12 protein-coding genes and 1 tRNA gene are annotated in these 13580 nt (G+C 50.3%); 1 reads left to right on the top strand and 12 read right to left on the bottom strand.

All coding sequences use genetic code 11. The features are described from left to right. Positions 1–74: 74 nt before the first annotated feature. The 12 genes from truB to HRM2_RS02255 all read right to left on the bottom strand — a co-directional run bounded on the left by truB (position 75) and on the right by HRM2_RS02255 (position 12227). Complete coding sequence (truB, locus tag HRM2_RS02310; protein ID WP_012662831.1) at positions 75–983, bottom strand: tRNA pseudouridine(55) synthase TruB; 909 nt, start codon at positions 981–983, stop codon at positions 75–77. After that, a complete protein-coding gene (gene rbfA / locus HRM2_RS02305) occupies positions 983–1342 on the bottom strand; it encodes a 30S ribosome-binding factor RbfA (RefSeq protein WP_012662830.1) in 360 nt (119 codons plus the stop codon). Before rbfA ends, truB begins: the two co-directional genes overlap by 1 nt. Further along, positions 1339–4413 (bottom strand): translation initiation factor IF-2, encoded by a 3075-nt coding sequence (gene infB / locus HRM2_RS02300; RefSeq protein ID WP_012662829.1) that lies wholly within the window; start codon positions 4411–4413, stop codon positions 1339–1341. The genes rbfA and infB overlap by 4 nt, the downstream gene beginning before the upstream one ends. Before the next feature lie 121 nt (positions 4414–4534). Next, positions 4535–5983 (bottom strand): transcription termination factor NusA, encoded by a 1449-nt coding sequence (nusA, locus tag HRM2_RS02295; RefSeq protein ID WP_012662828.1) that lies wholly within the window; start codon positions 5981–5983, stop codon positions 4535–4537. A 17-nt stretch (positions 5984–6000) separates the two neighbouring features. Continuing rightward, positions 6001–6468 (bottom strand): ribosome maturation factor RimP, encoded by a 468-nt coding sequence (locus HRM2_RS02290; RefSeq protein ID WP_012662827.1) that lies wholly within the window; start codon positions 6466–6468, stop codon positions 6001–6003. A gap of 229 nt (positions 6469–6697) precedes the next feature. Beyond that, positions 6698–6773: transfer RNA gene (locus HRM2_RS02285), tRNA-Gly, on the bottom strand. 53 nt (positions 6774–6826) lie between these two features. Beyond that, complete coding sequence (gene pheT / locus HRM2_RS02280; protein ID WP_012662826.1) at positions 6827–9271, bottom strand: phenylalanine--tRNA ligase subunit beta; 2445 nt, start codon at positions 9269–9271, stop codon at positions 6827–6829. 1 nt (position 9272) lies between these two features. Continuing rightward, a complete protein-coding gene (gene pheS, locus HRM2_RS02275; protein WP_148214543.1) occupies positions 9273–10277 on the bottom strand; it encodes a phenylalanine--tRNA ligase subunit alpha in 1005 nt (334 codons plus the stop codon). Positions 10278–10303: 26 nt separating this feature from the next. Continuing rightward, positions 10304–10654, bottom strand: coding sequence for a 50S ribosomal protein L20 (rplT, locus tag HRM2_RS02270; protein ID WP_012662824.1), 351 nt, complete (start codon positions 10652–10654; stop codon positions 10304–10306). A 26-nt stretch (positions 10655–10680) separates the two neighbouring features. Next, complete coding sequence (gene rpmI / locus HRM2_RS02265; RefSeq protein WP_012662823.1) at positions 10681–10878, bottom strand: 50S ribosomal protein L35; 198 nt, start codon at positions 10876–10878, stop codon at positions 10681–10683. Positions 10879–11073: 195 nt separating this feature from the next. Beyond that, the gene (gene infC, locus HRM2_RS02260) at positions 11074–11652 is read right to left on the bottom strand and encodes a translation initiation factor IF-3 (protein ID WP_012662822.1); all 579 of its coding nucleotides are present in this window, start codon (positions 11650–11652) and stop codon (positions 11074–11076) included. A gap of 38 nt (positions 11653–11690) precedes the next feature. Beyond that, positions 11691–12227 (bottom strand): nucleoside deaminase, encoded by a 537-nt coding sequence (locus HRM2_RS02255; protein WP_041272996.1) that lies wholly within the window; start codon positions 12225–12227, stop codon positions 11691–11693. 219 nt (positions 12228–12446) lie between these two features. On the opposite strand from HRM2_RS02255, the gene HRM2_RS02250 reads away from it, so the two are divergent. Further along, complete coding sequence (locus tag HRM2_RS02250; RefSeq protein WP_012662820.1) at positions 12447–13571, top strand: deoxyguanosinetriphosphate triphosphohydrolase; 1125 nt, start codon at positions 12447–12449, stop codon at positions 13569–13571. The last annotated feature ends 9 nt before the right edge of the window (positions 13572–13580 follow it).

The following is a 13580-nucleotide window of genomic DNA, read 5'->3' as shown; positions in this document are numbered from 1 at the left end:
AATATTCCATTCAGACAACCAAGTTGCATGGAGGGCAATCAGCGAATACTCCCCAAACGGTGCTATGTTAAATGCTAACGGTTAAAAACGCAACAATAATTATATTTATCAAGGGTGGGGTCATACTCGACCACGGCTGCAAGGGCACCATGGGGATCAAGGATTTGGACAAACAACGATCGGGGGTCCTCGGGGGGAGCCATCAATTTTTCAAGACCGATATCCTGGCCAAACCCCACTCTTTTGACCATCTGCATATCTGCTGCAAAAGAGGGCATGAACGAGAGGACCTCGTGCATGGGAACGATACGTGACAATGGCTCATCCTTGTCCATGGCTTCCAAATCGGACAGGGGAACGGCATTGTCCACGGAGAATCCGCAGGATTCGGTTCTTCTAAGCTCAACCAGGTGGGCACCGCAGCCAAGGGCGGATCCGATATCCCGGGCAAGGCTTCTGATATAGGTTCCAGTGGAAGAGTGAACCTTAATGGTCACATGGGGAAGATCAATTGCTTCAACGGAGGCGGAAAAAATCTCTATCTGCCTCAAGGGCTTTTGCACAGGCCTGCCCTGGCGCGCCAATCGGTAAAGGGGCTGTCCTTCATGCTTAAGGGCTGAATACACGGGAGGTTGCTGCATCTGGACACCCACAAAGGTATTGACCACCCTGATGATTTGATCGGGGGTAATGGCAGCGACAGTAGTGGGGTTGGCCGGTTGTTCCTTAACCCCAGTGCAATCAAGGGTATCTGTCTCAACCCCCAGGCAGAGAGTGGCGGTATATCGTTTTGGACCACCAAGCAAAAATCTGGAAATCCTTGTCCCGCTGTTGATTCCGCACAGCATCAAGCCTGTCGCAAAGGGATCCAGGGTTCCGGTATGACCGGCTTTTTTTACATTCAAGCACCGCTTTACCCGTGAAACCAACCTGGCCGAGGATATCCCCCCAGGCTTGTCAACGGCAAGAATTCCGCTGTTCATTATTCTGAATCGTCGCCCTTTAAAACAGATTTAAGCAGTTGATCCATGTGAGTACCACGGTCAAAGGATTGGTCATGGATGAACTTGAGCTCCGGCATGTAACGAAGGCCCAACTGTGATGCCACATGGCGCTTGATAAATCCATGGGAACTTTTAAGCCCCTGGGTTGCTTCTTCGACCCTGGCTTCATCGCCGAACACGGAAAAATAAACATAGGCGATTCTCAGATCCGAGGTAAGCCGAACACTGCTGATGGTGACAAGTTCAATCCTGGGATCCTGGACCTTTTTCTTGATTAAGTCCGAAAGAATTTCCTGGATTCTTGCTGCAACTCTTTCGGATCTTGGATATGGCTTCATTCCTTTATCTGCTCCACCTGGGCCTTTCTTTCTTCAATCTCATAGCACTCGAAAATATCACCGATCTTGATGTCGTTGTAGCGCTCAATGCCGATACCGCACTCGTACCCGTGGGCAACCTCCTTCACATCATCCTTAAAGCGCCTGAGGGAAGACAGGGTTGAATCACACTTCACCACTCCATCCCGGAGGAGGCGGACCTTGAAACCCCGGGCAATCTTTCCTTCGAGAACGAAAGATCCACCAATGGTCAAGCCCTTGTGGGGAATAACAAAGGTATCGCGAACTTCGGCCCTTCCAATGATGACCTCGTGGAAGGTTGAGGGCATGAGCCCGGTTATGGCAGCCTTGATATCGTTGATCACGTTATAGATAATATCATAAAAACGCATATCCACGTTCTCATCCTTGGCCATGCTGCGGACCTTGGGAGTCGGCCGCACGTTAAATCCGATGATGATGGCGTCGGAAACAGCGGCAAGGGAAACATCTGACTCATTGATGGCGCCGGTACCAGAATGGACAATGGTGATATCCACCTCATCCTGGGCAAGCTTCATAATCGAATCGTTGAGGGCCTCCAGACTTCCATGGACATCGGCCTTGATAATGAGCTTAAGCTCTTTTATCTCGTCTGCACCCATGCTCTCGAAAAGTTTTTCAAGATTTGCCCGGCTCCTCTTGGCAAGGACCTTGGCCCGCTGTTTCTGCATCCTTGAATCACTGACCTGCTTGGCATCCTTTTCAGAATCAAGGGCGACAAACTCATCGCCGGCTTCGGGTACACCGCTCAACCCGACAATCTCAACCGGGGTGCTGGGCCCTGCAAACTCAACATCATCACCCATGTCGTCAATCATCACGCGGATCTTACCGGAGTAAAGACCGCACACAACAGGCTGTCCAGCCTTCAAGGTTCCCTGGTTGACCAGAATCGTAGCAACCGGTCCCCTTCCTGCGTCCAGCCTGGCCTCAACTACATGGCCCGTGGCCGGGCTATCTGGATTAGCCTTAAGTTCCAGCACTTCAGACTGAAGAAGAATCATTTCAAGCAGGCCGTCAATACCCTTGCCTGTCTTTGCTGAAACCTTGGCAAAAATGACGTCCCCACCCCAATCCTCGGCCAGGAGTCCGTGCTCGGACAGCTCACGCATGACCTTGTCGGGATCAGCACCAGGTTTGTCCATCTTGTTTACAGCAACCACGACGGGAACATTTGCCGCCTTTGAATGGTTGATGGCCTCAATCGTCTGGGGCATGACACCGTCATCGGCTGCAACCACAAGGACAACGAGGTCAGTAACCTGGGCGCCCCTGGAGCGCATGGAGGTAAAGGCCGCATGACCGGGTGTGTCAAGGAAGGTAATGGTACCTTTTTTTGTCTTTACCCGGTAGGCCCCGATATGCTGGGTGATGCCGCCGGCCTCACCTGTAGCCACCTTGGACTTTCGGATAACATCCAGAAGGGAGGTCTTACCGTGGTCGACATGACCCATGATGGTCACAACTGGCGGCCTGGAAACTAGCTTGTCCGGATCAATCTCGGCCTCCTGGACCTGGAGGACGATATCCTCTTCAACGGACGCTTTTTCCACCTCATAATCAAACTCGGCGGCCACAAGGCATGCCGTGTCAAAATCAATGGTTTGATTTACCGTCGCCATAACACCCATACCCATGAGTTTTACGATCATCTCATTGGCCTTGATGCCCATTCGTTTTGCAAGCTCAGAGAGTTCAATGACCTCGTCAATCTTGATACGCCGTTTGATGGCCTTTGGAACGGTAATCTGAGTCTTCATGGTCTTGGTTTTTTTGACCCTGCCGTCTTTTCTGCGACCCTTTTTGCCTGACCGACCCTTTTCGTAAAGATCCTTTCCCTCAACAACGGATTTTCTCTTTCTGGGGGCACCTTTGGGAGCAAACTCAACGCCAGGTCCACCCACGCCCTTCTTCTTCCACTCTTTTTTCTTACTCCGCTTGACCTCCCCATCACCTTCGCCAGGCAATACAACGGCATCTCTGCCCGTGTCCGGCCTATGGGCCTGGGCCCTGGCAGGCCCCTTGTCTGCCGGTTTGGGATGGACCTTCGGCCGCTGGGGGGAAGTCGGGGCCTGGGTTGCCTCGGTTTTAACCTTATTTCGTGAACGAACGGAAATGGGAACAGCCATTTTAATTATCTTAGCCGGTTCAGAACGTTTTTGAACCTTTTTCTTTTTCCGTTTTTTGTCCTTTGCCTCGGCCGTGTCTAGGTTTTTATCGTCATCATCTACAGCAACGGACCGGACTTCTTTACGAGCATGATTATCTTCCAGGATAGTATCCTCTTGTTTGATTGTTGGCTCTTTTTCTAAAGCCTTTTCATCTGTTTCAGATTTTTCTTCCAAAGCGCCATCGGGCTTGGAATCTCCAGAATTCAGCTCAACATTTTTGGTCGGGAGCGGGTTCACTTCATCCTCGGACACGTTTACAGCCTTGGACGTTTCTTTGACCTTGGGTGCTTCTTTAGCCGCAGGTACTTCCTTGGCCGCAGGTACTTCCTTGGCCTTGGTGGGTTCTTCTTTAGCTGGAGTGTCAGGTCTAAGAATGACCCTGGCAGGAGAACTCTTTGGCTTGGTGACTTTTTTAGGCTTTAATTCAGTTGCCTTGACCACCGGGTCCTCAGGGGTTGGCCGGTTGGTCGAATCAGTCTGCGCCTTTAGGGGAATTTTCGATTTCACAGGTGCAGGGGTTGACGTTTCGGTCATTTCATCTCCTGTTACCGGGCCTGGGGTTGTGATCTTTTCTTCAGCAGCCCCATTGCTCCCAGCAGCTTCATCATCCGGGAGCTCAGTGACAGAAGGCTCTGGTTTGGGGGGCCTTCTCCTTCGAATAACCGAAGACTTCACCCGGGTATCCGCCTGTTTGTTCTTCATGCCGTGCAGGCTCTCTCGAACCCTTGCCTCTGTATCGTCTTCCAGAGAACTCATATGGCTTTTCGCTTCTATGTTCATAGCCTTAAGCTTTGTCAACAGTGCTTTGTTCGTCATATTAAGCTTTTTGGCCAGCTCATAAACCCTGATTTTTGCCATTGGTTCCCCCCAAATATAAATCATATTCTGTTTGTTAAAAACCGTCATCTAACTGGCCACACCATCAAAACGGGTGGGCCAAGGTAAATGCCGGCATTATATAGTTATCGTATCATAATGTCTACTCGCCCAATTCCAGATCTTTGCCAGGGACTTCACCCTGAACTTCAGACGATTTTTTTTCAGCAGACAATGTGTCTTCAGACGAGTCCTGGACAATTTCCGAAGCCTGATCATCGTGCAAAGGAGCACCTTGACCCACTTCATTCTCCCGAGCCTCAGGTTCATTCTCCTGAACTTCAGAATCACCGTCCTCAACTTGAGAGGTATGATCCGCTTCAAGCATTTTTTTTGCCCTGAGGACAAGGGCCTCAACATCTGACTCGGAAAGATCCGTCACGGATATCAGATCCCCTGGATTCGCCAGGGAGACATCTTTAAAGGAACTGAACCCTCCCTTGAACAGCTTTTCAGCAAGGGCAAGGGAAACACCCGGAATCGACATCAACGAGTCGTATCCCTGTTTGAGTTCGCTGCTGTACTCATCCTCACTCATCACCTCAAGATGCCAGCCTGTCAATCGACACGCCAGACGGACATTCTGGCCGTTCTTTCCGATGGCAATGGAAAGAAAGTCATCCGGGACGATCACCTCCATACTTCGGTTGTCTTCGTCAATGATGACCCTTGCAATTTCAGCAGGTGCCAGGGCATTGCACACAAACTTGGCCACATCGGGATTCCATGGGACAATATCAACCTTCTCTCCCCGAAGCTCCTGAACGATGCTCTGAACCCGGTTGCCCTTCATGCCGACACAGGCGCCGACCGGATCGACATCTGAGTCAGTGGAACTGACAGCAATCTTGGAACGGACACCGGCCTCACGGGCTGTGCCCCGGATGGTAACAATACCCTCTGCGATTTCCGGAACCTCAGTGGCAAAAAGTTTTGCAACAAATTCCGGATGGGTTCTTGAAAGAATAACCTGGGAACCCCTTGCCTCTTCGAGCACATCCAGGATGTAGGCCCGTATACGATCTCCCCGCCGGTAACTCTCCCTGGGCATCTGCTCCCTGGAAGTCAGGACAGCTTCTGCCTGCCCCAGATTAACGATAATGTTTCCCCGGTCAATGCGCTGAACAATGCCATTGATGATCTCACCCTTTTTATGGATAAAATTCTCATATACGGCATTTCTTTCGGCCTCTTTCATCTTCTGGATGATGACCTGTTTGGCGCTCTGGGCTGCAATCCTGCCGAATTCGGAAGTGTCCACCTTAATTCCCAGGCTGTCTCCTATCTCACAGGCCGGATCATACTGCTGACCGTCTTTCAGGGTCAGCTCGATATCAGGGTCATTGACCTCCAGCACAACCTCCTTAAACTGAAAGACTTCAACCTCACCACTTTTTTCCTCATAGTGAACTTCAATGTCAGCCCGGGTTCCCAGTTTTTTCTTGGCGGCCGATTCAACAGCCTCCTTGATGGTCGAGATAAGGACCTCGATATTTATGCCCTTTTCCCGACTTACCTGCTCAATAACCCTTTTAATATCTGTAATAAGCATCCGCGTTCTCCATGTGGCTAAGCAAGTCTTGATTTACTGATCTGTTCAAAGTGAAAGACAACAGGCTCGTTGTTAACGACAACTTCCACACACCCGTCCTGGACTTTGCTCAGGATCCCCGTAAACTTGAGGCGTCCCCCAATGGGTTCGACTGCCTCAACCTTCACTCGACTCCCCAGGAATCTTTCAAAATCAGCCAATTTTTTCAATGGCCTTTTTGCACCTGGAGATGATATTTCAAGACGATAGGCACTGATCTCTTCAAGTTCAACGTCAATGATGTCTCCCAGGTGCCGGGTCATATGGACACAGTCATCAAGGGTGATACCGCCTGGTTTGTCCAGATAGATTCGAACAATCATCCCGCCCTGGTCAGATACGCATTCCACATGGACAAGTTCAAACCCCTCTGCAATACACAGGGGTTCTGCAATCGACTCTATTGCAGTGACAATTGGATTTGTTTCTCTTTTCTGTGTTTTCATGAAACCCCTGTTGTCAACCCCCCATCCAGCCAGGTTAAAAACCTGCCCCTAAAAAATAGAAAAACGGGCAAATGCCCGTTCCCTGATGCAAACCAACTCTTAAGTCCTTACCCGATCTTAAACACATGATCTTACGTTAAAAGGCTTGGATCTAAAAACTCATCAATTAAATAAAATGGAACGTAAAGGTTAGTCCTTCATCTGCCCAAAAGTATTACCAAATCATCAATGGAGCGGGCAACGAGGTTCGAACTCGCGACCCCAAGCTTGGGAAGCTTGTACTCTACCAACTGAGCTATACCCGCATATTAATTTTGTGAGCCTAACATAAAGCCGTGCCCATGTCAACCAAAAACCATCAGGATGGGAGGTCTGCCTTGAAGGTCTCAATCAAATGCTTTGAAATACGTTCGTGCAGTCCCTTGATTTTTTTCTCCTTTAAGGTCTTGTCCAACGACCGGTACACAACCCTCAAGGAAATAGACCGTTTGCCCTCAGCAAGTGGTTTGCCCGCATAGACATCAAACAAAAATGCATCTTCAACAAGAGATTCTTTCTGAACAAAAGCGGCTGCCTCATCCATGATATCTGCGGCTGCCAGATCCCCATCAATAATCAAGGTGATATCCCTTGAAATGGCCGGAAACTTTGGCAGCGGTTTTGAAACAATGGCTTCCGGCGCTGAAACAAGAAGTCCTTCCAGGTCCAGCTCAAAGACAAATGCCGTCTGCTTAAGCCCGAAATTCTTTAAAACATCCGGAGCGACCTCACCCACAACCCCGAGCAAGCGACCGTTTGCTTCGATACAGGCACCGTTACCCACCCTCAAATACGGCTGGTCCTGCCGGGTTGCCCGACTAAAACGAACCCCTTTGATTCCCAGGTCCGACAACAAACCTTCAACAACCCCTTTGATGTCAAAGAAGTCGACTTCGACGGCTTTGGCGTGCCAGGAAGGAACAACCCTTGATCCGGTCAAAATAGCAGACAGGCACTCAACCTCCCGGGGCTGAACCCCGTGGCCCTCTGCAATAAAGGTGTTTCCCACTTCAAAAAGGCGCAGGGTCTCGACCTGCTGGGCATGGTTACGCCGCATATTTTCAAAAAGCCAGGGCAAAAGGGTTGAGCGCATGACAGCCATTTCTTCAGAGATGGGATTAAGAAGACGTTCAACCGAACGCCTTGAATCGTTTTCATCAAGTTTGAGGCGATCTACAGATTCTGCACTGGTAAAACTATAGTTGACCGCTTCACTGAAACCAAACCCAACCATGCAATCCCTGACCTTTTCCCGGAAGGCTATCCTAGGAGACAACTGACGGCCTGAAGGAGCTACGGCTGGAAAGCTGGTTTGAATATTGTCATATCCCCAGAGCCTTGCCACCTCCTCGGAAAGATCCTCGGGCCTTGTGACATCAACCCTGAAAGATGGAACCGCAACGGATAGAACACCCTCGGCCTGATCCTCAACCCTGAATTCTACGGATTCAAGCAGCGTCTTGATCTGATCGGTACCAAGGTCCGTCCCCAACCGCCGGTTGAGCTGCTCAACGTTCAGTGAAATCTGGACAGGGGAACTTTTCAGGGGGTTTACATCAATGACACCCTTGGCCAAGGCACCCCCTGAAACAGCCGCCATGAGCACTGCAGCCCGCTCAAGCACTGCCCGGGTGGCAACGGGATCCACACCCCTTTCAAACCTGTGGGAGGCGTCGGTGGCAATGCCTGTACGCTTGGCGGTCTTGCGTATGGATACAGGATTAAAATAGGCGCTCTCCAGCAGAACACGGGTGGTTGTCGGCAGAATCTCAGAATTTTGTCCACCCATAACACCTGCCAGGGCCACGGGGGCCTCTCCATCGCAAATCATCAGCATGTCAGGTTCAAGGGTGTGTTCCTTGCCGTCCAGGGTGGTGAATTTTGATGACCCTCCTGCCGCCCTCACCTCTATGCGACCCTGGGCCAGGAAATCGAAATCAAAGGCATGGAGGGGTTGCCCGGTCTCCATCATCACGTAGTTGGTAACATCCACAACATTATTGATAGGGGTCAGGCCCACAGCTTCAAGACGCTGCTGAAGCCAGAAGGGAGAAGGACCCACGGTAACATCAACCAGAAGTGCGGCACAATAGCGGGGACAGAGCTCAGGATCAAGGATATCAACCCGCACCAGATCGTCAATGGAAACAGAAGCCGGTTTACTTTCATCTGTTACGGGAAGAATTGTCCCAGGAACATTCAAACGAACAGGCGGATCCTGGAATGCTGCAGCCTCCCTGGCCACACCAATCACACTGAGACAGTCGGGCCTGTTGGGCGTAAGATCAATCTCGAACACGGCATCGGCAAGGGCCAGGGCATCAACCAGGGGTGTTCCCGGTTCCAGGGAAGCGTCAAGGTCCATCAACCCGGATGCGTCCGAGTCCAGCCTGAGTTCGGATGCGCTACAGAGCATGCCTTCGGAAACCTCTCCCCTGAGCTTGCCCTTCTTGATTTTAAAATCACCCGGCAGAACAGCACCGACCATGGCACAGGGAACAACCATCCCCTCCCGGACGTTGGGCGCACCACAAACAATGTTCAACAAAGTATCACCCACATTGACCCGGCAACAGTGGAGATGATCGGACCCGGGATGCTCTATGACCGCTTCAACCCTGGCCACGACAACCCTGTCAAGGTAATCAAATCTACTGACGACCGACTCAACCTCAAGGCCTGCCATTGTGAGCTTTGCAGCCATTTCTTCAGGCGCAGATTCAATTGCCGCATATTCCTTTAACCAGCTTAAACTGACTTTCATATTAAAACTGCCTTAAAAAGCGCATATCGTTTTCAAAAAATTTTCTGAGATCGTCAATCCCGTATTTCAGCATTGCAAGACGCTCGATCCCCATTCCAAAGGCAAACCCCGTATAAACACTGGTATCATAACCCACGTTTTCAAACACAGCAGGATGAACCATTCCAGCCCCAAGGACCTCAAGCCAGCCGGTCCAGGAACAGATGCGGCAGCCCTTACCCTTGCACATGACACAGCGGATGTCCACCTCGGCGCTTGGCTCGGTAAACGGAAAGAAGCTGGGCCTGAACCTGAGGGAAGTCTCCTTGTCAAAAATCTGATGAATCAGGGTTGAAAGCGTCCCCTTGAGGTCGCCAAACGAAATGTTTTTATCGACCATCAACCCTTCCACCTGGTGAAACATGGGGGTATGGGTCAAATCGGAATCACACCGATAGACCTTACCCGGGGCAATCATCCTAACGGGAGGATCCACCTTTTCCATTACCCGCGGCTGGTTCGGAGAGGTGTGGGTCCGGAGAAGGATGGAGTCTGAAACATAAAAGGTGTCCTGCATATCCCGTGCAGGGTGGTACTTCGGGATGTTCAGGGCTTCAAAATTGTAGTAATCGGTCTCGACCTCAGGTCCCTCTACAATGTCAAACCCCAACCTCAGAAAAATATCTGAAATCTCTTTGGTGATCCGGGTGACAGGATGTATCGTTCCCCTCAGTTGGGGCCTGCCAGGCAGGGTAATGTCAATGGATGATATAGCCCCGTCATCCGTAGAAAAGCGGTCGAGGGCCTGTTTAAAGGCAGCATCAAGCTTTATCTTGAGAATGTTGGCAGCCTTGCCTGCCATTGGCCGTTCATCATCGTCAAGCTTTGAAATATTCCTCAAAAAAGTGGTTAATTCACCCTTTCGACCCAGATAGCGGGTGGAGAGGGCCTCCACCTCGGCTATTCCCAACACCTTGTCCAGCGCTTCAAGGGCGTTGTTTTCAATTTCCTGTATTGTTTTTCCCACAGCTGTCTCCACCCTTTTTCCCCAGCCTATAGCTGGGCTGCGGCCTTTAAGGCGATCTGGGAAAAACCTGCAGGATCAGACACTGCAAGATCGGCCAGAACCTTTCGATCAAGTTCCACCTTGGCAAGCTTCAGGCCATGAATGAGCTTACTGTAGGAAATATTATTCATTTTTGACGCAGCATTGATCCTTGCAATCCACAGCTTGCGGAAATCACGTTTTTTAGCCCTGCGGTCCCGGTAGGCATAACCCAGTGCCTTGTCAACGGCATCTGCTGCTGTACGGTAAAGTTTACTGCGACTGCCCCTGAAACCCTTGGCCAGCTTGAGTACCTTGTTCCTGCGCCTTCTTGCTTTAAAACCTCTTTTTACTCTCATTTCTAAATGCTCCTTGATTCCGTGGTCTAGCCGTTGGGCAACAGACGTTTAACTTCCTTTAAATCACTGGCACCAATAATCTGATCCAGCCTGAGGGACCGTTTTCTCTTGGTTGTCTTTTTTGTCAGAATGTGGCTTGCATTTGCCTTTCTGAACTTGTACTTTCCAGAGCCTGTTTTTTTAAATCGCTTTGCAGCGGCTCTGTTTGTCTTTATTTTCGGCATTCCTATCTCTCCTGGTTTTGTATTACTCCAAAAAAACACAATGGTACAGCCTTCCCTTAAGGGGCGGATGCACCACCTGTCATATCTTTTCAGCAGCGCTATAACGGGGCACACAGGATCCTGGCTTACCAAAATCCCGGTTCAAACAAATCAAACCATCCCCGGCCATTGAGCCTTAGGACAACATAGCCCGGCCTACTTGGGCGACAGTACCATTGTCATGGTTCGGCCTTCAAACTTGGGGAACTGCTCAACCTGGGCAAATTCAGAAGTCATCTCTGCAACCCGCTCCAGGACATCCCTTGCCTGCTGGGAAAGGGTAATTTCCCGTCCCCGGAAGACCAAGGTGACTTTGACCTTGTCCCTGTTGTTAATGAACTTTTGAATATGTTTGACCTTGGTTTCAAGGTCATGGGAATCGGTTCCCGGCCTGACCTTTATTTCCTTGATCTGGAAGCCCTTCTGTTTTTTTCTGGCCTCCTGATGTTTTTTGGTCAACTCGTACTTGTATCGACCATAGTCCATAATTTTACAGACAGGCGGTTGTGCATTGGGTGACACCTCAACAAGGTCCATATGACTTTCCCTTGCCTTTTGAAGCGCCTCCTCGATGGGCATGACGCCGATCTGTTCACCATCAGCGCCCACAACTCTGACCTCAGGAGCCCTGATATCCCTATTTACACTTGTCCTGTCCTGGCTTCTCTGTCTAGCTATTCCGCACCTCCTGCGATTTAATTTACTTTGCCCAGCACCGCTAAAACCATACAGCAACTTGCGATATTATCTATACTCGCCTAGAATTGCAAGCTTTATTTAACCATCCCCCCCGCCTGTGAGAGGGTATACCGCTCAAGTAGACTGTTCTTCCAGTATAAATTATTCTCTTTTTGAAAAAATTTCACAAAAAGGTCAAGACTTTTTTTTCTGAGCACCCCCGGAAAAACCTTGATCCCGCAGGTTTTATAAAGCGGTGGCAACTGCCCAAGGTCGCAGCAGGTCCCACCTCCCATGGGATCCTCATAAGCATATACAATTTTTTTTATGCCTGAAAGAATAATGGCTGAAAAACACATCAGACAAGGTTCCATGGTGGAAAAAATAACAGCCCCGGCCGGATCAAATCCCAAGGGCAGGCCCTCCAACTCTTTCAACGCCCGCATTTCAGCATGGTCAATTTCACTTGGACGGCCCGTCAAAGCCCCTGTCCCGACCCTGTGACCCTGGGCCACCACCCGACCGTCACAGACAATGACCGCACCCACGGGAAACTCCCCTTGATCAAAGGCCTTTTGGGCAGACGCCAGGGCCAGTTCCATATAATATGCATCATTTAAGGTTTCGATCATCCCCTCCATAGTTGAATCATGGTTTCAAACAACTTCCCTGGAAAAATACCTTTACAAAATTTAGACAATATGCACAATTGTTTTATATGAAATATATGAGACTCCCACCGAAGCATCACCTGCAAAGAAGTTTCAAATTTCGTTGCGGACGGGTCAGTGACACTGCTCCAGCCATGCCGGTTATTAAATCCGTTTATTTAAACCATCTGTGAAGGACACATGAAAGTTGCAATAACGCCCAAGGCGGAAAACCTGGAGACCGGCGGCGCACAAGCCTCAAAGAGAAGTGTTTCCATTCGGGAAGAATTTGAGGTCAGGGAACAGGCGTTTCTTTCAGAATTTGCCTGTTCAAGTCTGAAATCAACAGGCCGCATCAGGACGGAAACACCCTGCGGCATCAGGACCCCGTTTCAGCTTGACCGGGACAGGATTGTCTATTCAAACGCTTTTCGACGCATGAAACACAAAACCCAGGTATTTCTATCCCCCCTGGGAGACCACTACCGAACCCGGCTGACCCACACCCTTGAAGTGTCTGAAATTGCCAGAAACATCGCCCGGGCCATGCGACTAAACGAAGATTTGACCGAAGCCATCTCCCTGGGGCATGATCTGGGACACCCCCCGTTTGGCCATGGCGGTGAAGCAGCACTAAAAGAAATATTCTCTCCGGGTTTCTCCCATCAGCAGCAGGGACTCCGGGTGGTTGACATTCTGGAAAACAGGGGACGGGGCCTGAACCTGACCTGGGAGGTAAGGGATGGCATTCTCAAACATTCCAAGGGGTTCGGAAAAATAATGCCCACAACCCCTGGTGAAGTCGCCGCGACTGCAGAGGGCAAAATTGTCAGGATTGCAGACATTATGGCCTACCTGAACCACGACCTGGACGATGCCTTGAGGAGCCGCGTCATCAGCCTGAACGAGGTGCCCAGAATCTGCACTGAACGGCTGGGAGACACACACTCCAAACGGGCAAAGACCATGATTCAGGAGATCGTTTACAGTAGCGGACCTGAAAATGGAGAACTAAAGCTCACCATGGGCGAGGATATTTTCTCAGCCATGACCGCCCTGCGCCAATTCCTCTACCACAACGTCTACCGGTCCCCATCCGTTCACAGGGAGTTCATCAAAGCCAAAAAAGTTATCAAAGAGCTTTACAGGCACTTAATGAACAATGTTGATGACCTCCAGCAGGAACTCTCAAAAATGGAGATGGCCCCCTGGAACCCTGAAAGCGACCCCCTGGAACGCTCTGTGTGTGACCTTATTGCCAGCATGACCGACAGGTACGCCCTGAACCTCTACGCAAAACTCTTTTTTCCCAAGGCCCTTTTTTAACCCATTCAG

Source organism: Desulforapulum autotrophicum HRM2 (assembly GCF_000020365.1).
GTDB classification, from domain to species: Bacteria; Desulfobacterota; Desulfobacteria; order Desulfobacterales; family Desulfobacteraceae; genus Desulforapulum; species Desulforapulum autotrophicum.
This window is presented reverse-complemented; position numbering and strand designations above follow the sequence as displayed.

Coding starts and splice junctions, on each gene's coding strand:
- truB (WP_012662831.1), bottom strand. CDS start 983: ATGAACAGCGGAATTCTTGCCGTTGACAAGCCTGGGGGGATATCCTCG.
- rbfA (WP_012662830.1), bottom strand. CDS start 1,342: ATGAAGCCATATCCAAGATCCGAAAGAGTTGCAGCAAGAATCCAGGAA.
- infB (WP_012662829.1), bottom strand. CDS start 4,413: ATGGCAAAAATCAGGGTTTATGAGCTGGCCAAAAAGCTTAATATGACG.
- nusA (WP_012662828.1), bottom strand. CDS start 5,983: ATGCTTATTACAGATATTAAAAGGGTTATTGAGCAGGTAAGTCGGGAA.
- HRM2_RS02290 (WP_012662827.1), bottom strand. CDS start 6,468: ATGAAAACACAGAAAAGAGAAACAAATCCAATTGTCACTGCAATAGAG.
- pheT (WP_012662826.1), bottom strand. CDS start 9,271: ATGAAAGTCAGTTTAAGCTGGTTAAAGGAATATGCGGCAATTGAATCT.
- rplT (WP_012662824.1), bottom strand. CDS start 10,654: ATGAGAGTAAAAAGAGGTTTTAAAGCAAGAAGGCGCAGGAACAAGGTA.
- rpmI (WP_012662823.1), bottom strand. CDS start 10,878: ATGCCGAAAATAAAGACAAACAGAGCCGCTGCAAAGCGATTTAAAAAA.
- HRM2_RS02255 (WP_041272996.1), bottom strand. CDS start 12,227: ATGATCGAAACCTTAAATGATGCATATTATATGGAACTGGCCCTGGCG.
- HRM2_RS02250 (WP_012662820.1), top strand. CDS start 12,447: ATGAAAGTTGCAATAACGCCCAAGGCGGAAAACCTGGAGACCGGCGGC.